General features: G+C 60.8%; 21 protein-coding genes. 7 read left to right on the forward strand and 14 right to left on the reverse strand.

Annotated elements, in window-relative coordinates:
- The first annotated feature begins 34 nt into the window (after positions 1 to 34).
- Complete coding sequence (locus FF124_RS05520) at positions 35 to 718, forward strand: phosphoribosyltransferase (RefSeq protein WP_138747501.1); 684 nt, start codon at positions 35 to 37, stop codon at positions 716 to 718.
- Between the two features lie 73 nt (positions 719 to 791).
- On the opposite strand, the gene FF124_RS05525 is transcribed toward FF124_RS05520, so the two are convergent.
- The 4 genes from FF124_RS05525 to FF124_RS21000 all read right to left on the reverse strand — a co-directional run bounded on the left by FF124_RS05525 (position 792) and on the right by FF124_RS21000 (position 4681).
- Positions 792 to 1859 (reverse strand): PRC-barrel domain-containing protein, encoded by a 1068-nt coding sequence (locus FF124_RS05525; RefSeq protein WP_187326824.1) that lies wholly within the window; start codon positions 1857 to 1859, stop codon positions 792 to 794.
- 218 nt (positions 1860 to 2077) lie between these two features.
- Entirely contained in the window at positions 2078 to 3586 is a 1509-nt protein-coding gene (locus FF124_RS05530; RefSeq protein ID WP_138747503.1) for a sensor histidine kinase, read from the reverse strand.
- A 232-nt stretch (positions 3587 to 3818) separates the two neighbouring features.
- A complete protein-coding gene (locus FF124_RS05535) occupies positions 3819 to 4385 on the reverse strand; it encodes an RNA polymerase sigma factor (RefSeq protein ID WP_281285231.1) in 567 nt (188 codons plus the stop codon).
- 5 nt (positions 4386 to 4390) lie between these two features.
- A complete protein-coding gene (locus FF124_RS21000) occupies positions 4391 to 4681 on the reverse strand; it encodes a NepR family anti-sigma factor (RefSeq protein ID WP_138747504.1) in 291 nt (96 codons plus the stop codon).
- 70 nt (positions 4682 to 4751) lie between these two features.
- On the opposite strand from FF124_RS21000, the gene FF124_RS05545 reads away from it, so the two are divergent.
- Together FF124_RS05545 and FF124_RS05550 are read left to right on the forward strand one after the other, a co-directional pair.
- Positions 4752 to 5546 (forward strand): response regulator, encoded by a 795-nt coding sequence (locus tag FF124_RS05545; RefSeq protein ID WP_138747505.1) that lies wholly within the window; start codon positions 4752 to 4754, stop codon positions 5544 to 5546.
- Positions 5547 to 5663: 117 nt separating this feature from the next.
- Complete coding sequence (locus FF124_RS05550; RefSeq protein WP_018064841.1) at positions 5664 to 5828, forward strand: DUF1328 domain-containing protein; 165 nt, start codon at positions 5664 to 5666, stop codon at positions 5826 to 5828.
- Positions 5829 to 5972: 144 nt separating this feature from the next.
- Here the strand turns inward: FF124_RS05550 and FF124_RS05555 are convergent, their stop codons facing one another.
- Complete coding sequence (locus tag FF124_RS05555; protein ID WP_138747506.1) at positions 5973 to 6173, reverse strand: CsbD family protein; 201 nt, start codon at positions 6171 to 6173, stop codon at positions 5973 to 5975.
- Positions 6174 to 6494: 321 nt separating this feature from the next.
- Here FF124_RS05555 and FF124_RS05560 point away from each other — a divergent pair, with 321 nt between their 5' ends.
- From FF124_RS05560 to FF124_RS05575, 4 genes are all read left to right on the forward strand, one after another.
- Positions 6495 to 8213 carry a CHASE domain-containing protein gene (locus tag FF124_RS05560; protein WP_138747507.1) on the forward strand — a complete coding sequence of 573 codons (1719 nt, stop codon included), beginning with the start codon at positions 6495 to 6497 and terminating at the stop codon, positions 8211 to 8213.
- A gap of 92 nt (positions 8214 to 8305) precedes the next feature.
- A complete protein-coding gene (locus FF124_RS05565) occupies positions 8306 to 8665 on the forward strand; it encodes a hypothetical protein (RefSeq protein ID WP_138747508.1) in 360 nt (119 codons plus the stop codon).
- A 52-nt stretch (positions 8666 to 8717) separates the two neighbouring features.
- The gene (locus FF124_RS05570; RefSeq protein ID WP_246072199.1) at positions 8718 to 9248 is read left to right on the forward strand and encodes a copper chaperone PCu(A)C; all 531 of its coding nucleotides are present in this window, start codon (positions 8718 to 8720) and stop codon (positions 9246 to 9248) included.
- Between the two features lie 237 nt (positions 9249 to 9485).
- Positions 9486 to 10643 carry a M20 aminoacylase family protein gene (locus tag FF124_RS05575; protein ID WP_138747820.1) on the forward strand — a complete coding sequence of 386 codons (1158 nt, stop codon included), beginning with the start codon at positions 9486 to 9488 and terminating at the stop codon, positions 10641 to 10643.
- Here the strand turns inward: FF124_RS05575 and FF124_RS05580 are convergent.
- From FF124_RS05580 to FF124_RS05620, 9 genes are all read right to left on the reverse strand, one after another.
- Complete coding sequence (locus FF124_RS05580) at positions 10640 to 12406, reverse strand: adenine deaminase (RefSeq protein ID WP_138747510.1); 1767 nt, start codon at positions 12404 to 12406, stop codon at positions 10640 to 10642. The genes FF124_RS05575 and FF124_RS05580 overlap by 4 nt on opposite strands.
- On the reverse strand, positions 12403 to 13338 hold the full coding sequence (locus FF124_RS05585; RefSeq protein WP_138747511.1) for a nucleoside hydrolase: 936 nt from the start codon (positions 13336 to 13338) through the stop codon (positions 12403 to 12405). The genes FF124_RS05580 and FF124_RS05585 overlap by 4 nt, the downstream gene beginning before the upstream one ends.
- A 9-nt stretch (positions 13339 to 13347) precedes the next feature.
- Positions 13348 to 14370: an ABC transporter ATP-binding protein gene (locus tag FF124_RS05590; RefSeq protein ID WP_138747512.1), complete on the reverse strand. Its 1023-nt coding sequence runs from the start codon at positions 14368 to 14370 to the stop codon at positions 13348 to 13350.
- Positions 14363 to 15142, reverse strand: a complete 780-nt coding sequence (locus FF124_RS05595; protein ID WP_138747513.1) for an ABC transporter permease — start codon at positions 15140 to 15142, stop codon at positions 14363 to 14365. The genes FF124_RS05590 and FF124_RS05595 overlap by 8 nt, the downstream gene beginning before the upstream one ends.
- Positions 15139 to 15966 carry an ABC transporter permease gene (locus FF124_RS05600; RefSeq protein WP_138747514.1) on the reverse strand — a complete coding sequence of 276 codons (828 nt, stop codon included), beginning with the start codon at positions 15964 to 15966 and terminating at the stop codon, positions 15139 to 15141. The genes FF124_RS05595 and FF124_RS05600 overlap by 4 nt, the downstream gene beginning before the upstream one ends.
- 97 nt (positions 15967 to 16063) lie before the next feature.
- Positions 16064 to 17089: an ABC transporter substrate-binding protein gene (locus FF124_RS05605; protein WP_138747515.1), complete on the reverse strand. Its 1026-nt coding sequence runs from the start codon at positions 17087 to 17089 to the stop codon at positions 16064 to 16066.
- Entirely contained in the window at positions 17086 to 18132 is a 1047-nt protein-coding gene (locus FF124_RS05610; protein WP_138747516.1) for a LacI family DNA-binding transcriptional regulator, read from the reverse strand. The genes FF124_RS05605 and FF124_RS05610 overlap by 4 nt, the downstream gene beginning before the upstream one ends.
- Positions 18133 to 18297: 165 nt before the next feature.
- Positions 18298 to 19584 carry a TRAP transporter large permease gene (locus FF124_RS05615; protein WP_138747517.1) on the reverse strand — a complete coding sequence of 429 codons (1287 nt, stop codon included), beginning with the start codon at positions 19582 to 19584 and terminating at the stop codon, positions 18298 to 18300.
- 3 nt (positions 19585 to 19587) lie between these two features.
- On the reverse strand, positions 19588 to 20103 hold the full coding sequence (locus FF124_RS05620) for a TRAP transporter small permease (protein ID WP_187326825.1): 516 nt from the start codon (positions 20101 to 20103) through the stop codon (positions 19588 to 19590).
- Positions 20104 to 20241: the final 138 nt, after the last annotated feature.

Genomic DNA, 20241 nt, shown 5'->3' on the forward strand with positions numbered 1-20241 from the left:
AAAACACGGACCGACATGACCAGGACATGCCCAGATGCAACCTTATGATTTCTGGCAGGAATTCCTGCCCCCACAGACGCACGACCCGCATGCGCCGCTTGCCACCGCCTATCCGGCGACCCTTGCCGACGGCCGGCAATTGCTGCTGCCGATCCGCACGGTGGATGAGGGCGGGCTCGCCTCGCTGATCATCAACCAGGCCTCCTTTTCCGTCTGCGACACGCTGGCCGAAGACCTTGCCAAACGGCTGGCGGTAGCCAACCCCGATATCGTCGTCGGCCTGCCCACGCTCGGATTGACGCTTGCCGCCGGCGTTGCCAGGGCGCTCGGCCACGCCCGCTTCGTTCCCCTCGGCAATTCCCGCAAGTTCTGGTACGAGGACGCGCTGTCGATGCCGATGAACTCGGTGACCACGCCGGACCAAGACAAGCGCCTGTTCATCGATCCGCGCATGCTGCCGCTTATGACCGGCAAGCGCGTGGCGCTTGTCGACGACGTGATCTCGTCGGGGCGCTCGATCATCGCCGGTCTGTCTCTTCTGGAAAAATGCGGCATCCGCCCGGTCGCAGTCGGCGCGGCGATGCTGCAGACAATGAAACACCGCGCCCTGCTTGAAGACTTCGAACCCGGCCTTGCGGCAAACATCCATGCCTGTTTCTCAACGCCGTTTCTTCAGCGCGGCGAAGGCGGCAAATGGCATGAAAAGCCGGGCGTCTGATCTTTCTCCGGCCAAAGAAAAACCCGCGATCCGAAGATCGCGGGCCTTCCGCAACGAACGGCTCCCGGAGTTATCAGTTCAGAAGAACGGCATCCGGATTTTCATTCAGAGCCTGTTCGGAGAACTCCGGCTGGTTTTCCAGCGTCTCGCGATCGTAGCTGGTCTGGACGATGTAATCGTCGCCATCGCTCATGACCCGGACCGAATCGGCCGAGATCGCGACCGGCTTTTCGCCGATGCCGAGGAAACCGCCGACATCCACCACGAGAATGATCTCGCTCTGGTCGCCATGGGTCATGACGTCGGAGACTTCGCCGACACTGTCGCCATCGGCGCTCAGCACGGCGGCATCCTCAAGCGCGTCGAAGGAAATCGACGCCATGTCGACTTCTGACATGCCCTCCAGCCGCGGGTTGTCGACGTTCATGCTCTCCGCCGCATTCTCACCCATCTTGTTCACGCCGGCGACCATGTCGTTCATCGCATTGCCGGCAGCTTCGCCGGCCTGGTTCATGGCGTTGCCGGCCGTGTTGGCGAGATCCTGCGTCTCATCGGCGACATTGCTGGCCGCGTCATTGGTTGCCGTGCGAAGCTGGTCAGCCTCCTCACGCATTGCGGCCGTGCCGTTCTCCAAGAGATTCGGGTCGTCATATTCGAAGGACGGCGCATTCTCCAGCTCCTCGCCGGTGGCATCAATCGTCAGCCAGTTGCCGTTCTCGCCCTGCTGCCAGCCGAGCCGGTCGAAGGAAACGGCGACATCCTTTTCGCCGATGCCGAGGAAGCCGCCGACGCCGATCACGGCAGCGGTTGCATTGCCGTTGGAATCCATCACGATGTCATTGATATCACCGACCTGTTCGCGGCCCTGATCATCGGCATCCTGACCATAGACCGGCCAGCCGAGGAGCGAGCTTGCGAGAACCTGCTGGTCGGTGGCGCCGAAGAAGCTCTTTGCGTCTTCGGAAGCAGCCTGACGCTCGGGAAAGACCGGCGTCGCGCCCGTTTCCATCCCGGCTTCCATGCCGGTTGTCGCGGCGGGCTTCTTGTCCATCGTATCGGTATTGGAGGCATCCTGCGCGTAAGCTGCGCCGGTGGAAACAACTGCTACCAGTGCCGTAGTCGAAAGAATCTTGCGAAGCATAAAAATACTCCTCTTTTCTGGGGTGTTTCTTTGCGAGCGCATTTTTATTATTTTTTTTACTCTCGTTTTTATTACTCGCTGCACACCAACAAAACGTACCGCCAGACGCCTTGTTCCGGCTTCGATACGTTTTTTTTGCTGCCGGGGGTCAAAAAAACCCGCCGAGGCATCTGACCCGGCGGGAGGGGTGCGCCCGAAGGCGGCAATGAGGAAAGAACTCAGCAGAAGCGGAGCGGCATACGGATATGCACCCTGAGGCCCGTATCGGCAAAATCGACATCGACCTTGCTGCCGATGATCTTATCGAGGCTGCGTTCGATCAGCACGCTGCCGAAGCCGCGCTGTTCGGGCGGGGCGACTGGCGGGCCGCCAACTTCCACCCAGTCGAGCTCCAGGCGGGAGGCGCCGTTTTCATCGTCGCCGCAGGCGACCGTGATATCGACAACGCCGGCGCGCGTGGAAAGCGCGCCGAACTTCGCCGCATTGCTTGCCAGTTCGTGGATGACAAGGCCGAGCGCCAGCGCCTCATCGGGGTCGAGGAAGACAGCGCTACCGTGAATATCGATCTGCCTGCTGTTGCTGTCGATGTAAGGCGCCACCTGGGACCTGAGCAGCCGGTCAAGCGCTATTGCGCCCCATTGTTCGTCTGAAAGCAGGGTGTGAGCGGCAGACAAGGCCTGCAGCCGGCCGGAAAAGGCCATGTTGAATTCGGCCGAAGTGCGCGAGCGCCGCAACGTCTGGCCGGCAATCGACTGAACGATGGCGAGCGTGTTCTTGACCCGGTGGTTCAGCTCACGCAGTAATAGCCGCGTCTTTTGTTCGGACTCCTTGGTGGTCGAGATATCGACCACGACGCCGAAGACCGACCCGTTCTGATCGGCGGCGAGAACGCTCTCATACGCGCCGCCCAGCGACAGCAACCATTTTCCGGTCTTGGCGGCCTTGAACTCGCACTGATACTCCTCGCCGCGATCGAGCGCCGCCTTGAACCGGCGCATGAGCGGAAAGCGGGTTTCGGGCGCGATCGCGGAAAGCAGGCTGCGGCATGTGACCGGCTCTCCGGCCGGAAGCCCGAGCATTTCCCTCAGCGCATTGTCGCACTCCACCGTGCTGCTTTTCCGGTCCCAGCTCCAGGCGGCGATATTGCCCGCGCGCAGCGCCATGGAGTGGCGCTTCTGGGCGCGAGACAGGGCGAGGTCGGCAGACGCCTTGCCGCGCGCAGCATCCTTCAGCTCGTAAAGCGAGCCGGCGAGATTGGCGAGGCGACGAAGCGCCTCGGCATCTTCATCGGAAATGTCGCGATGGTTCTTGCCGTCGATGACGCACAGCGAGCCGGCATTGACCCCGTGCACCTTGATCGGCGCGCCGGCGAAGAATTTTACGGGCCTGCCTTCATAGTTCGGCACGGACGGCGCGATATCTTCCTGCTCGTCCGGATTGTTGAGGATCAGAGCCGGGTCCCGCTTGAGCGCGATCGGATAGACGAAGAGGCCCGATCGCGTCGGAACCGTCTCCGGCTTTATGCCGTGGACCGCCTGCACCCAATTCTCGTCATAGTCTGCAATGAGGATGAGCGCCGCCGGACATGAAAAGCGAAGTGCTGCCGATTCGACGATCGCGACGAAATCCTCGTCAACCTCGGCGGCACGCATGATTGTCTGCGATAGCGTGTCCAACCTCTCCCGATCCTTGATCGCATCGACAATATCGCTCGGCAAATGTTCCACTGGCTATTAGGCTCTTCATGCTGGAGCGGAAGAAAGTGCTTCTCCCGTCATATTTCGGGTGACCGTGTTGATGCGCGGAATTTCAATCACGCTCAACAACGCCTAACCAGTGCTCAGGTTCCCTACCGCCGCGAAATTAATTCCGAGGACGCGGAAAACGCCGTGCGCCGGGGTCGTCCCCCTGAATGCACGGCGTTTCTTCGTTTCATGACGGGACGGTCGCGGCTGATCCTCATGCCGGACGTGTAACAAAGGCGCTGCTGACGACGGCAGCGGAATTCGAATCCGGACCGAAGTCGATCTCGCCCTGGATATCGAGAAGCTCCTGCAGCTTGCCGCGCGCACGCGCGATGCGGCTCTTGATCGTGCCGATGGCGCATTCACAGATTGCGGCCGCTTCCTCATAAGAGAAACCGGAGGCCCCGACCAGAATGATCGCCTCGCGCTGATCATCGGGAAGCTTGTTCAGCGCCTTGCGGAAATCGCGAAGGTCCATCGCGCCGTATTGGGCGGGATGCGTCGACAGCCTTTCGGTGAAGACATTGTCGGAATCCTGGATCTCGCGACCGCTCTTGCGCATCTGACTGTAGAATTCGTTGCGCAGGATCGTGAACAGCCAGGCCTTGATATTCGTACCCTCGGCAAAGCTTTCCTGCTTGGCCCATGCTTTCATGATCGTGTCCTGGACGAGATCGTCCGCCAGGTCCTGATGCCCGCACAGAGACACCGCAAAGGCGCGCAGGCTCGGCACCGTCTTCAGCATGTCGCGCTTGAAGGTCGTATCGTCTTCCCTGACCAAGGCCGTCACCCTTTTGCTTTGCGCGTCGAAGCGCTTTCGGCCGCGTCGAGACGTTCGAGCAGGTCGAGAAACCGATCCGGTATCTCCTCCTGTTCGACGGCATTGTAGAGGGCCTTGAGACGGCGACTGATCGCTTCTTCCGGGCTTCTTGCCGTGCCCGGCTGCGCCTCTCCTTTCCCCAGACTGCTATTGCTTTTCACCAGTTTTATCCCGTTGATACTCGATTTCATGTTCAAGCCGAAAACGCCGGCGGTGATAAAAAGTTCCGTCGATGTCGGAACTTTTTTTTCGCTCATGCATTTGATCCCATTGAAAGTGCTCTTTGAGCCTTCCCAACAGTTCTACAGAGGCAGGAGACTATAAAATATGTCGCTTTCAACCCGTATCGCTGCCCATTTGCCATATCTCAGGCGGTACGCCCGTGCCGTGACCGGTTCGCAAACCTCCGGCGATGCTTATGTTGCCGCCGTTCTCGAAACGCTGATCGAGGATGTCTCTCTTTTTCCAGAGGACGGAGACGACAAGGTTTCACTCTATAAACTCTTTTCACGCCTGTTCAGTTCCACGACGATCGAGATCGAAGACATTGAATCGCCGTACTCATGGGAAAAGCGCGCCGCCGCCAATCTGATGGCGCTGCCGGCGAAGCCCCGACAGGCCTTTCTGCTGATCTCGCTTGAAAACTTCTCGCATGAGGAAACGGCGGCGATCCTCGAGGTCGAGCCCGACGAGATTCCCGGCCTCGTCGATGAGGCGTCGGCGGAGATTGCCCGCCAGGTTGCCACCGACATCATGATTATCGAGGACGAACCGCTGATCGCCATGGATATCGAGCAGATGGTCGAAAGCCTCGGCCACCGGGTCACCGGTATCGCGCGCACCCACAAGGAGGCAGTGGAGCTCTACAACACGTCCAAGCCCGGCATGGTGCTCGCCGATATCCAGCTTGCCGACGGCAGCTCCGGCATCGATGCCGTCAACGACATTCTCGAGCACGATTCCATTCCGGTGATCTTCATCACCGCCTTCCCCGAGCGCCTTCTGACCGGCGAGCGGCCCGAGCCGACATTCCTCGTCACCAAGCCGTTCAACCCGGATATGGTCAAGGCGCTGATCAGCCAGGCCCTGTTCTTCCAGGAAAGGCAGCAAGAGGCGGCCTGACAAGGCCGGTTTATAATGCTTAAACCGTAAAAGGTGGCTTCGGCCGCCTTTTTGCGTTTCATGGGAACCGGGCCGGCGACAAGGCGTTCTACTTTCACGAAACACAAGGAGAGTATCATGCTTTACTATGCCGTTGTCTTTCTCGTCATTGCCCTTGTCGCCGCCGCACTCGGCTTCGGTGGTATCGCCGGCGCATCCGCGGGTATTGCCCAGATTCTTTTCTTCCTGTTCCTGCTGTTCTTTGCGGTCGCGGTGATCGTCAATTTCGCGCGCAGCCGGTAGACCTTTCTTCACAGCTTAAATTTGCAGGCGGACCCTCTGCGGACGGTCCGCCTTTTTCATGTCGGGACACCTTGAGCAGAAACGCGTACAAAAAAGGCAGCGGTGTTGCCACCACTGCCTTTGACTTGACTGCCACTGTCGCGATCAGTTCATGCGCGACATCCAGTTGTCGACGTCGCGCTCGGCTTCATCGCGTTCCTTGCCATAGCGCTCCTGAATCTTGCCGATGAGTTTTTCACGCTTGCCGGCGACGACATCCAGATCATCATTGGTCAATTTGCCCCACTGGGCCTGGGCTTCGCCCGTAAATTGCTTCCAGTTGCCTTCGATACGGTCCCAATTCATAAGCCTGCTCCTTTCAGCTTGCTTTGTCGTTCTGTGGTTTAAACGCGCGACGGATCGCTAGGGTTCCGTGACGACGGCTGGTTTAGACGGCGGTTCGAAGGCGGCGTCAGGTTGATTGACAACATCCGAAAAACAGGGAATGTACGTCAAAGCGCTTTGTTTTTCAGTTCGGCAGGCGCTTACCCGCCGCCTTGGCCGGACGTTTGCCATCAAAGCGTTTATTCGGCGAAACATCATTGAAAACAGACATTTCACCGTCCGGGCGAAATGAAACGGCAACGGCATTAAAGCCTTGCAATTTTGGGTCAGTCGCGAAGAAGCATGCGAAAGATTTTCGATAGACTTGGAGCGGGTAGCCTTCCTTCGCTGAACCGGTTTTTACCGGCTCTGGTGTTTGTCGTCGTGACCGCGATCGGCCTCGGCATGTCGTTTTCGATCTACCGCGCCTCGGAAGTCGAGCGCCGTGCCAAGTTCGAAATCGTTGCCGGCGATGCCGTCGACCGCATCGTCTCGCGCTTCTACCAGCACATGTCGCTGCTGGAGGCCACCAAGGCCTTCTTCGAGGCGACCAACGGCATGGTCGACCGGGAGGCCTTCCGGACCTATGTCGCGGGGCTCGATACCGAAGGTCGCTATGACGGCATTCAGGGCATCGGCTTTGCCCGCATGGTCTACACCGGGAACGAGGCAAAGGCCGAGGATATGATCGCGCGCTTCTACGGCGAGGATGTCGCGATCTGGCCGGAGACCGATCAGGACTACCGCGCCGCTATCGTCCTGCTCGAGCCGGAGGACGAGCGCAACAGCGCGGCCATCGGCTTCGACATGTACAGTGATCCGGTGCGCCGGGAGGCGATGGCCGATGCCTTCGCCACGGACACGCCCCGCGCCAGCGGCCCGGTCGAGCTTGTCCAGGAGATCACAACCGAAAAGCAGGTGGGTTTCCTGCTTTACCTGCCCTTCAAGATGGATGAAGGGCCGAATTCCGCCGACGGCAATCTGCCTCTCTCCGGCTTCATCTACGCGCCGTTTCGCGCCGGCGACCTTTACCAGGCCGTGATGGGCGACGTGCCGGCCGCGCCGGTCGCGATCGAGGCCTACGACAAGCAAGCGCCCGAAACCCCGCTTTTCAAATCTTCGAATTTCGCGGCTGCGACTGAACGCGGCACCCCCGAAGTCACCCGCGAAGTCGACATTGCAGGGCGGACCTGGGTCCTGCAAATAGCGCCGAGCGCGGCGTTCGAGAAGGCCGAATTCGACATTACCCCCTTCGTCATCGGCTCCGTCGCCCTGCTTCTGGCGGTGGCGCTCGCGCTTGCCGCCCAGTGGCAGATCAAGGCGCTGGCGGCGGCAAGGGAAGTCCAGCGCGTCACCCAGAAATCGCTGCAGGAACGCGAGCTGATGCTTCAGGAGATGAAGCACCGGATCAAGAACTCGATCGCCCGCATGCTCGCCATTGCCCGCCAGACCGCCTATCACGCCGAAAGCCTCGAGCAGTTCATGGAATCCTACGCCGCCCGGCTGCAGGCCATGTCCACGGCGCAGGATGTGCTGACCCGCTCGCGCTGGCAGCGCGCCGACTTGAAGGAATTGCTCTCCAAGGAACTTGAACAGGTCTTCGGCGACGCAGATGCCCATTACGAGGTTTCCGGCCCGTCCGCGGAACTCGACGAGAAGGCGACCCAGGCCTTCAGCCTGACCTTCCATGAACTTGCGACCAACGCGCTGAAATATGGCGGCATGTCGAGCGACGGCGGCAGCCTGGACGTGTCATGGTCCTACGAGGGAAGCGGCGCGACACGCAAGCTGAGGGTTTTCTGGCAGGAAAGCGGCAGCGGCCCCGTCTCCAAGCCCGAACGCAAGGGTTTCGGCACCCGCCTGATCGACGCCAACATCATCGGTGAGTTGCAAGGCACGATCGAGCGGCACTACCGCGACGACGGGTTGACCGTCGAGATTGCCTTTCCCAATCCGGCCGAGACCACCGGGCGCCGCTCGCGCTGGCGCCGCCGCCGCGCGCGAAAATCCGCCGAACGCTAGACGTCGCGCTTGCGAAGCCCGCATTTTTGCTTAAGAACTGTCAAACCGCAAGGGAGGAGAGACCGGCGCCGCCGGTCCTTAAAAAAGAACGCGTGAACGGCAATTGGCGAAAGATCTGGGTTGAGCTTGCGGCAGGCCTTGCGGCCATTGCCTGCTTTGCCCTGGTGTTTGTCTATCAGCCCGCGGGAGCCGCCCTCGCCCATCCGGCTCCTGTTCTGACGAATGCCGATTTCAGCTTCTGCGGCGGCGCGCCTGACGACGATCAGAGCGCGCACGGCCCCTGCCATGCCTGCCGACTGAAAGCCGCGATCCTGCCGCCCCCGCCGCAAGAGGCGCTACCCGCCTATCTGCCGCTCGTCGCGAAGACCTTCGGCGGCAACGACAGCCCTTGTGCCGTCAGGCCGGCGCAAAGCTCCTATCATCCGCGCGGCCCTCCGGCTCCTGTCTTCTGATCCCGACGCGCCTTCTGCGGCGCGAAATCCGATGACAATTATGGAGATGACGATGAAAACCGTTCTGACGCGCCTTGCCATTGCCGGCGCCCTTTCGCTCGCCCTTGCCCCGGCCGCCTTCGCCGAAACCACTTCAGATCAGACCGCCCCGATGCACCGGATGAATGATGCGGTGACGGTCGGCGATCTTGTGATCACCGGCGCCTTTGCCCGCGCGACACTGCCGGGCGCACCCGTCGGCGGCGCCTTCCTGTCCATCGAGAACCGGGGTGACAGCGATGACCGGCTGGTCTCGGCCAAGGCCGATTTTGCCGGCATGACGCAGTTGCACAACATGCGCATGGAAGGCGAGGTGATGAAGATGTACCAGATGGAGAACGGCATTCCCCTGCCCGCCCATGAGACTGTGCAACTCGCCCCCGGCGGCCTGCATGTGATGTTCATGAAGCTCAAGGCCCCGCTCATCGAAGGCGACACGGTCAAGGTCGAACTCACCTTCGAAAAGGCCGGCTCCGCGACAGTCGATCTGCCGGTCGAAAGCTTCGCGGCGAAAACGATGGACGGCATGGGAGACGACAAGTAGAACCGCGAAAACCCTCCGCAATGCGACCGGGCGGCGGAAGGTTGCCCGGTCCGGGTATGGGCGGCAACACGATCTCGCGGCCTCGTTTCGTCCGACAAGCGGCGCTCCACATTGATCCTGCCTTTGAACCGCTTTAGATCGTATCCGTGATTTCCCCAGTTTGTGACAACGATCCGAAAGGCCTGAACAACAATGAATGCAAAAGATGAAGGCGCAAGGTCGGTTCCTGTCGAGATCATGCAGGATATCGAATACTGGCGGGACCTGCGTCACGATCTTCATGCACATCCCGAGCTTGGCTTCGAGGAGACGCGGACCAGCGAGATCGTGGCAAAGCTCCTCGGCGATGAAGGCATCGAGGTCCACCGCGGTCTTGGCGGCACCGGGGTTGTCGGCACGCTGAAAGCTGGCGACGGCAACCGGGCCATCGGTCTGCGCGCGGATATGGATGCGCTTGCCATGCCGGAGACCGCCGAACGACCCTATAAAAGCCTGGTCGACGGCAAGATGCATGCCTGCGGCCATGACGGACACACGGTGATGCTTTTGGCCGCAGCCCGCTATCTTGCGCGTTCGAGAGAGTTTTCCGGCACGGTTCACTTCATCTTTCAGCCCGCCGAAGAAGGTCGCGGCGGCGCGAAGAAGATGGTCGAGGACGGGCTGTTTGAGCTGTTTCCCTGCGATGCGGTTTACGGACTGCACAATATGCCGGGCCTCGATGTCGATGAAATGGCCGTGGTCGAGGGGCCGCAGCTTGCCTCCTCCGACAGCTGGCGGGTCACCTTCAGGGGCACCGGCACCCATGGCGCAAAGCCGCATCTCGGCCGCGACCCGGTGACGGCTTCGGGACATTTCATTGCCGCGTTGCAGACGATCGTCGGGCGCGTGGTTGATCCGCTTCAGCCCGCCGTGATCTCGGCCTGCTCCGTTGCGGCCGGCGATCCGAATGCGCTCAACGTGATCCCCGACTTCGTGAAGATCGGCGGCACGGCGCGGGCCTATTCGCCTGAAACCCGCGATCAGCTGGAAGAGGAAATCGGACGGCTGGCCCATGGCATGGCAGCCTCATTCGGCGTTGAAGCGGATTATCAGTTCATTCGCCGCATTCCGCCGGTCGTCAATGCCGCCGAACCGACGCAGACGGCGTTCAAGGCGGCCGAATCCGTCTTCGGCGAGAAGGCGCGCACGACCTTTCCACCGTCAACGGCAGGCGACGACTTCGCCTTTTTCGGAAATGAAGTGCCGGGCTGCTATGTCTGGCTTGGCAATGGCCCTGCCGTCGACGGCGCCCTGCACCACAATACGGGCTATGACTTCAATGACGACGCGATCGGCTATGGCGCGGCCTACTGGGTGCGGCTGACCGAGACGGAACTGCCAAACAAGGCCGGCTAGAAAACCTGCCGCAGCACAGGGCTTTCCAGCACGGTTCCGGTTTCAACATCGGCGATGCCCAGATCGGTCTGGTGCGGGCCGGCATTGCAGGCAAGCGTTGCGCCCACCAGCGCCTTGAAGGTGAGATAGGGCGGCTCCCAGTCGACGATTGTGCCGGCGGCATTGCGCACGGCCTCGAAATTCCGGGCGACCTCTTCAAGCGGCGCATCGGAGATCAACCCCAACAGCGGCAGGGCAAGCAGTGCTTCCACCTTGCCGTCAGCAACCACAACCATGCCGCCACCGCTTTCAATCAGCGCATTGGCGGCGGTTGCCATGTCTTCCGGGTTCCGGCCGAACACCGTCAGGTTATGACTATCGTGCGAAACCGTGGTCGCGAATGCGCCGCGCCACTTGCCCCAGCCGCGCAGGAAGCCGGTTTTCGGTCTTGCTTCAGCTTTGCCATGGCGATGGACGACGCTGATCAGCGTAACATCGTCCGGCGCGACGACGAAGCCGTTTTCCACCTCCGTCTCCGTCCTGCCCCAGCGGGTAAAGCGCGGCTGGTCGATGGTGGCGATTTCAACACGCGTACCTTCGGTCTGGACCCTGAAATCATCCGGTGAAAGCGGCTCGACCTTCATGGAGCCCTTGAGCATGCCGGAAGGATGATCGGACACAGCAGCATTGAGGCGCCCGTCAGAGGCGATGACCTTGCCATCCACGATGACATGACGCGTTGAAAACGTATCAAGATCCTCGAAGATCGCGATATTGGCGCGCCTGCCGGCCGCGATGAGCCCGAGATCGGTTCGGTTCAGACGCCGCGCCGCATTCAGCGTTGCCGCCTGCAGGGCCTGAACGGCAGGTAAACCGCGCTCGACCAGCGCCCGGATGAGAGCAACCATACCGCCTCCGGTCATCAGATCATCGGGAAAGACGTCGTCGGTGCACAGCGTCAGTGTCTGCGGCCAGACGGGCAGTTGGTTCAGCGCTTCGACAAAGTCATCGAAGAGATAAGGATGAGAGCCGCGCAACTCGACCGTCAAGCCGGCGCGCAGCTTCTCGAGCAGATCATCGCCCGATGTCAGCTCATGATCGGATGAAACGCCGGCACTGATGAAGGCGGAAAGCCTGTCGCCGGATAATCCGCGCGCGTGACCGAACACCGGCTTCCCGGCGTCAAGTCCGGCATTGACGATGCCACTCATGCGCGGGCTGCCGGAAATGACCCCCTCCATATTCATCACTTCGGCAATGCCACCGATTTCCGGTCTTGCCAGAAGGCCGGCGATTGTTTCCGGCCCGAAATCCGCGCCAGCGCGTTCAAGCCCCGGCGCTGACGGCACGCAGGAAGGCGCCAGAAGGGTGGTATCGAGCGGCAGGCGACGGCTCGCCTCAATCGCCCAGTCGACCGCCGGAACGCCGGCGACATTGGCCAGTTCATGCGGATCCCAGACAATGGTCGTCACGCCGCGCGGCAGAACGGCTTTGGCATAGGTCGCAGGCGTCACCATCGAGCTTTCGACATGCATGTGCATGTCGATCAGACCGGGCGAGACGAAGGCCCCGCCTGCATCAATGATTTCCACGGCGTCACGGCGCGCGCCCGGCGGCATAACCGCCGCAATCAGCCCGCCGGAAAGGCCGACATCGGCCTGCCTCAGCTCGCCGGTCGCAACATCCACGACTGTGCCGCCGGAAATCAGCAGGTCGAATGGCCGCTCACCACGGGCAGCTTCAACCGCTGCGGCACGCATGGCGGGATCGTCAATGCTTTTCATCGCCGTGCCTCCGCCAGCAATGCGCCCATGATCGTGTCATGCGCGGCATTGGCATCAACCTCGGTGATGATCGAGGCGTTGAAGCTTGTCTCCGGCGCCAGCTTGTGGGCGCGGGTTTCGACAACACTGCGTCCGCGTGTGATGTGTCCGGCCGTTTCAAAGGCCAGATGCACCGGCTGCAAGGAAACAAGCGACGGGTGACAAAAAGCCACTGCCGCCGCAGGATCAAAAAACGCCATTTCGGTGCCACCGCGCTTTGCGGCTATGTTGAGAAAACCTTCCGTCAGATCGGCCAGAAGCGGTGCGTTCCTGCCGTTTTCAGCGCGCAGCGCCGCCACATCGTCCGCATTGATCGTAACCTTGCGGCAGAAATCGAGGTCCGCCATGACAAAGGGGATGCCGCGCGACAGGATGATGGCGGCGGCCTCGGGATCTGCCAGTGCGTTGAACTCGGCGGAAGCGGTGTGGTTGCCGCTGGTGACACCGCCGCCCATCCAGACAATCTCGCTGATCCGGCTGGCAAGGTCGGGGCGCGCCAGACAAAGGGCTGCGATATTGGTCAAAGGCCCAAGTGCCAGAAGGCGCTTCGGCCCGTCACCCTTCGAAAGCCAGTTGCAAAGCGCAGCGAAGGCCGGATCGGATGGCGGAAGTGCCGCTTCCGGCAGGCTGAGCCCCGCAGTCGGCATGCCGGCATCGCTCAGGATCGAGGCGGCCGTTTCAACGCCCCCCATCACCGCGCGGTCAGCCCCGGCATGGATCGTGAAGGCCCAGTCGAAAACCTTTGCCGCCGAGGCGGCATTGCTGCAGACTTTCGCCAATGTCGTATTGCCGAAGGTCAGCGACAGACCATCAATCGCCCTGCCGCTTGCCTGAACGGTGAGGATCGCGGCAATGTCGTCAAACCCCATATCCGTGTCGATCCAGACGCCCATGATCAATGCCTATCGTTTCAGGACAACGGCGTCTTCGACCCGAAGATCAAAGGCGAGTTCCTTGCCGAGGCTGTGCGCCGGGTCGCCGGCGTCGACATCGACCTTGATCTGGCCAAGCGGCGTTTCCAGCACGTATTCGCGCATCTGACCGACAAAGGCAGCGCCGATCACAGTGCCGGAGAAGGCCCCTTCGCCAAGGCGCACGAAACGCGGTCGCCATGCCAGACCTTTTGCATCCGCAGGAAGCGCCTCGGGAAGCATAAAGGCCTCGCCCTTGCCCCTCAGCATGCCCGCCTCGGCGGCAAAGATGTTCTCAAAACCGACGAAATCGGCAACGAAGGCGGATTCCGGACGGTTATAGATATCTTCCGGCGTGCCAAGCTGCTCGATAGCACCATCCTGCATCACCACGATCCGGTCGGCGAGCGACAGGGCCTCGGACTGGTCGTGGGTCACGAACACCATGGTCAGGTCATTGGCCCTTTGCACGCGCTGAAGCTCGGTGCGCATTTCAAGTCTGAGGCGCGCATCGAGGTTTGAAAGCGGCTCGTCCAGCAGCAGCACCTTCGGGTCCATGACCAGCGAGCGGGCGAGCGCCACGCGCTGCTGCTGACCGCCGGAAAGATCGGCGGGGCGCCGGTCGGAATAGCCGCCAAGCCCCACGGCACGAAGCCCCTCATTCACGCGTTCGGATAATGCGACGCCGCGCATTCCCTTCAGCTTCAGGCCGAAGGCGACATTTTCAAAGACAGAGAGATGCGGAAACAAGGCGTAGGACTGAAACATCAGCCCGACCTCGCGCCTGTTCGGCGGAACGCGGGTGATGTCGCGGCCATCCAGAACAATTTTCCCGCCGGAGGGCGTCATGAGGCCGGCAATGGCGCGCATGGTCGTGGTCTTGCCGCAGCCCGAAGGCCCGAGAAGCGCAATCAGTTCGCCCTTTTCGATCTCAAGATTCAAACGGTCAACGACTGTGTTCTTGCCATAGGAAAGCGAAAGGTCGGTCAGGGAAAGCAGAGTGTGTTCAGACATAGCGGGTAAAGCCCAGGAAACGCTCGGCGACAAAGACAATGCCGATCGAGAGGAAAGCAAGAAGCGCGGCAAGTGCGGCAACGGATGGATCGTAAGTGGTTTCCATATAGCCGATCATGTCGATAGGCAGGGTGCGAACACCTGGCCCCGACAGGAACAGCGAGACCGGCACCTGGTTGAAACTCGTCACGAAACCGAGAATGAAGGCAGAAAGCACGCCGCCCCGGATATTGGGCAGCACCACGCGGAAAAACGCCCCTGCCCGGCTGGCGCCCAGCAGGATCGCCGCCTCTTCGATATCGGAGCGCAGATTGTTGAGGCTCGCCGAAACGACGCGCACCGCATAGGGCAGGATCAGCGCGGTATGGGCGACGAACAGCGCCAGCGTGATCGACAGCGACAGCGGCACGACGAAATAGCGCAACAGAGCCAGACCGACGATGATGCCCGGCACGATGATCGGCGACGACACGATCAGCCGCACGGTTTCCGCGCCCGGCACCTTGTAGCGCGACATGGCATAGGACGCCGGAATGCCGAGGATCAGCGCGGCCAGCGTGCCGAAGATCGCCAGAAACATCGACATGGCAAAACTGTCGCGGAAGCTTTCGATGGAGAAGACCTTGATCACCCATTTAAGCGAAAGCCCCGGCGGCGGAAAGGCAAGATTATTGCCCGAGGAAAGCCCCGCCATGACGATAACGATGAACGGGCCGATCAGAAAGACCAGCGTCAGCGCGAGCGGCAGGAAGACGAAGATCTTGGACTTCATTTGCCACCTCGCGCGGATGCGATTTTCTTGAGCAGGAAATTGGCGGAAAAGGCCATGGCCATCAGGATGAAGGCAATCACGCTGGCGGAGACCAGATCATTGGCAACGGTCACGCGCTGATAAAGCAGGGTTTCCAGCATGAGCACCTTGGAGCCGCCGAGAATGGCCGGCGTGATATAGGCGGTCATGGAGCCGGTGAAGACCAGCGTTCCGCCGATGATCAGCCCCTCGCGGGTGAGCGGCAGGATCACCTTCCAGAACACCTGGAACCAGTTGGCGCCGAGAACGCGTGCGGCCGGCACGGCATCGCGCGGCATGTTTTCAAGCGCGGAGATCAGGGAAATGATCATCAGCGGCAGGAAGAGTTGCAACAGGCCGATGGTGACGGCCGTTTCGGTGAAGAGAAAGCGGATCGGCTCGTCCGATAACCCGACTGCGACCAGCGCCTTGTTGATGATGCCGGTGCGGCCCAGAAGCACGATCCAGGCATAGGTGCGCGCCACGGGTGAAATCATCAGCGGCAGCACGATCAGCCCGACCATCCGTCCCTTGCTCTTCTCCGGCAGGCTGACGGTGGCGTAAGCCGCGGCATAACCGACAATGGCGGCAATGACGGTCACCAGTGCGGCCAGCCTCAATGTGCGGAAGAACACCGTGCGATTGAGCGATTTCGAGAAGAAATCGGCATAGGCCGAAAGCGTCCACTGGCCATCAATGTGCACGCCCTGAGCCAGCAGCACCACGACCGGAAGCAGGAACACCACTCCGGCGAAGAGGGCGGCTGGCAGAACAAGCGCCATGGCCTCAACGCGGCTTTGAAACATGGAGGTAACTTTCTGTTCTCAAGCAGCACGGCGACCTTGCTGCCGCCGTGCATATGACAAACCGGGATGGATGAAGGTCTGCCGGGTCTGGTCGGCCCTACTGGCCGACCTGTTCATTCCACTGCTCAAGCCACATGTCGCGGTTATCGAGCAGAACTTCGGAAGGCAGAAGGTGGAGATTGTCTGCCGTTTCCGCGCCATAGGTCAAATTGTTGGCGACCTCGTCGGAAACCACGACCTCCTTGTTGGCCGGGCTGTCCACCAGCGCCTCGGCCAGCTTGGTCTGGATATCGGTGGAAAGCCAGAAATCCATGAACTGCATGGCAAGCTCTTCATTGCCGCTGTCCTTGGTCATGACCATGACGTTCAGACCGCCGGTCTGGCCTTCCTTCGGCGTCGCCCATTCAATGGGAAAGCCCATATCAGTGAACCGGCCCCAGGCGAAACGGCCGATCGGCGCGGCCCAGATTTCCTCCTGCTGCATCAACTGCGCCAGCTGCGAGGAGCGAACGTAGAAGGTGACGAAATCATCGCGATGTTCCGCAACGGCTTCGATCGGCGCCTTCAGATCGTAATCGTCATTGCCGATGGCCTTGCCGAGCATGTAGAGCGACGGCGGCCCCTGATTGGTGGTGACATTGGCAAAGGCAACGCGGCCCGCCAACTCCGGGCTGAGGAGATCTTCCCAACTGTCGATCGAGACCCTGTCGGAGCGGTAGGCGATCGATGTGGCGTAAAAAGTGTAGCCGACGCTCTTGCCATCGCCGTTCGGATCCTTGGCGATATCGTAAAGCTTGTCGTAGCTGGAGAGTTTCGCATAGTCGATATCGGCGATCAGCCCCGCGCGCGCGGCCGAAAGCGCATCAGCCATCGACATGACGGCCATATCGACGACGGGGCTCTGCTTGTTGGCCTCCATCTTGGCCAGGCGCTCAACGCTGTTGCCGGTTTCAACGACGATGTCGCAGCTGCAGATTTCCTCGAAGGGATCGTAGACGATCTCCTTGAACGCGTCCTGCGCGAAAGCATAAACGGAAATCGTCAGCGTCTTGTCGGCGGCATTGGCCGCGCCGGCCGAAAGCGCCAGGGCCGCGATAGCGGCGGATGTGAGAAAGGTCTTCATGGGTTCAGTTCTCCTTCTGAGGTTCTGGTGAAAGTGATTTTCTCACTTTCTTCTTGTTGGGCCGGTCCGGTGGAACGGCGGATCACGAGGGTCATCGCAACGCGGTCCTGTGCGGCCTGCACGGTATCCGCGTCGGCTCTGGTTTCGATCGCCTGTTTGAGAGCCCCGATCGCGATGGCGGCAACGGCGGGCATATCCATGCGCACGGTTGTCAGCGCGGGCGTTACGGCACTGGCAAACATCAGGTCATCAAAGCCTGAAACAGAGGCCATGGCCGGAACGCTGACGCCGGCGTCCTGCAAATGGGTCAGCACCTTCAATGCCTGAAGGTCGGAAACCGTGACGAAGGCCGTGAAGCCTCTGGCATACCATCGGGTCGCATCGAAGCCGGCGCCGTCCGCAAGAGAGACGCTGTCCAGCCAGACCGTCTCCGTCGTCCCGGATGAAAGCGCAGCGCGCACGCCACCGAGCCGGTCGTTCTGAACGATGGAATCGTGGTTATTGCCAATCAGCAGAACCTTGCGATGACCGAGGGCGGCCAGATGCTCGCCCAGCAGGAAACCGCCGCCCCAATGATCGGCCGACACCGTATTTCCGGGCGTCGAGGGGGAATCGATCATCGCAACCGGACAACCGATATTGGCAACCCGCGTGCCGCGGCGCGGCACGACGATCATCCCATCGACGCCGTGATCCTTCAGATGCCGGATCGCCTCGGTCTGGGCCTTGATACTGCCGCGGGAATCCGCGATCAGAACGCCAAGCCCTGCATCCGTGGCCGCGTTTTCGATGGCCTGCGCGATCTGCGGAAAAAGCGGATTGCCGATATCGGGCAGAACAAGCCCGATCACGCCCGTAAGGCCGGTGCGCAGCGCGCGGGCCGAAAGGCTTGGAACATAGCCAAGATCGTCGGCCACCTGACGGATGCGTCTCGCCAGATCCGCTGAAACCCGCCCCTTGCCTGAAAGCGCATTGGAGACGGTCGCGGCGGAAATATCCAGCCGTTCAGCGATCTCGGACAATTTGGGCGGGCGCTGCTGCATTCAGGCCATGATTTGCTTAATCGTTTAAGCAAGCATGTCGAAAACCCGACGCAATGTCGAGTCCTCATTGCACTTTTTACCATGGGTTTCGTGACCGAGCGGGCCGACAGTTTCGGCCTGATGGACGTGGAGCGACAGCCCTGCCCGATCAGACCGAAACGCGCGCTATGCGTATCCAAACAGGCGCGGGAAATACATGGTCAACGCCGGCAGGTAGGTGATCAGCAGCAGCACCACGAGTTCCGCGGCGATAAAAGGCAGGATGGCCCGACTTATGCGTGACAGACTGACCTTTGACACCCCGCAGGCCGCGAACAGCACAAGTCCGAAGGGCGGCGTTGCCAATCCTATCGTCAAATTGGTGCAGGTGATCAGGCCGAAATGGATCGGGTCGACGCCGTATTTGTAGGCGATCGGCGCGAGCAGCGGCCCCAGCACGATGATGGCGAAGCCCATGTCGAGGAACATGCCGATGACCAGGTAGATGACATTGACCAGCAGCAGGAAGACTAGCTTGTTCTCCGTCAGCGACACGAAGGCGATGGTGACGTGTTCCACGAGATTGAAATAGGTCACCAGCCAGCTGAAGGTCTTGGCGCATGCCATCAGGAACATGATCATCGCCGTCGCCTTGACGGTATGGGAGAGGATCGGGACCAGGTCCGACAATTTGAGCTTGCGGTAAAACAGGAAACCGATGGCCAGGCCATACATGACCGCCACGGCGGATGCCTGCGTCGGGCTGAAGAAGCCGCCGAGAATGCCGCCCATGATGATGACCGGCAGCAATAGCGCGGGAGCGCCGTGAATGAAGGCAACGATCAGGCGGACGACGCCGACGAAGGGGGCGCGCTCGCCATAGCCCTTGCGCACGGCAACGATATAGGCCGTCACCATCAGCGCCAGCGCGACGAGAACCCCCGGAACCATGCCGCCGAGGAACAGGCCGGCAATCGACACATTCATGACCGAGGCATAGATCAGCATCGGGATGCTCGGAGGAATGATCGGACCGATGACCGAACTCGCGGCCGTCACGGCGGCGCTGTAGTCCTCGCCATAACCGTTCTTCTTCATGGCCGGCACCATGATGCTGCCGACAGCGACCGTATCGGAGACGGCCGACCCGGTAATCCCGGCAAAGAACATGCTGGAAACGATATTGGTGTGGGCAAGGCCGCCACGAATCCAGCCCACCAGCGATGACGACAGCGTCATCAGCCGGTCGGTAATCCCGGCCCGGTTCATGATCTCGCCCGCCATGATGAAGAACGGAATCGCCAACAGAAGCATGTTCTCCGTACTGGTGAACATGCGTTGCGGGATCTGCAGGAAAAGCCGCGGATCGCCGATATCGACATAGACGAAAATCGTCATCAGCACGAGGCAGAGCGCAATCGGAACCCCAAGCAGAAGCATCGGGATGAAGCTGCCAAAAATGATAGCAATCAAGGTTCAAACTCCGGCGGTTTGCGTGAGGTCTGCCTGCTCGCGCGGATCGGGGAGCGCGGCGGCGACACTGAAAAGCCCCAGCAGGACACCGCCGACCGGAACCGAAAGGTAATAGTAGAAGAGCGAGATATCGAGGTAGAGCGAGGTCTGGTACTTGCCCACGAAGAGCGCCATCTTCCAGCCGAAATAGACCATGACGAAGACGACGACGAGCGTCAGTAGCGTGTACCCGGCCTTTAGAGCGGACTGCAGGGACGGGCCCACCATCTCGTAGAGGAGTTCAACACCGATATGCCCGCCATGCCGCGCGATCACGCCGGCGCCGATGAAAACCGCCCAGGCGAAGAACAGGTTGCTGACCTCTTCCACCCAGACCGGCGAGTTTCCCACGACCTGGTTGGCAATGATCTCGTAGGCCGAGACGAGGAACAACAGCCCGGTCAGGACGATTGCGACGGCCATACAGGCCTTTTCCAGGCCATCGACGGCGGTCTGGTATCCGATAAGAAGCTTTTTCATTGTGTAATTCTCCCTGCCGCCAGAGGCGCGCGCGGACTGCGGAAACCGACAAACACCCGGTTCCCGCATTTCCGTACGCAGGGCAAACGGCACCGCTATCGATCAATCGACCGTTATCGCGGCGCCGCCAACCCCGTT

The sequence above is a fragment of the Martelella lutilitoris genome, assembly GCF_005924265.1.
GTDB lineage: Bacteria > Pseudomonadota > Alphaproteobacteria > Rhizobiales > Rhizobiaceae > Martelella > Martelella lutilitoris.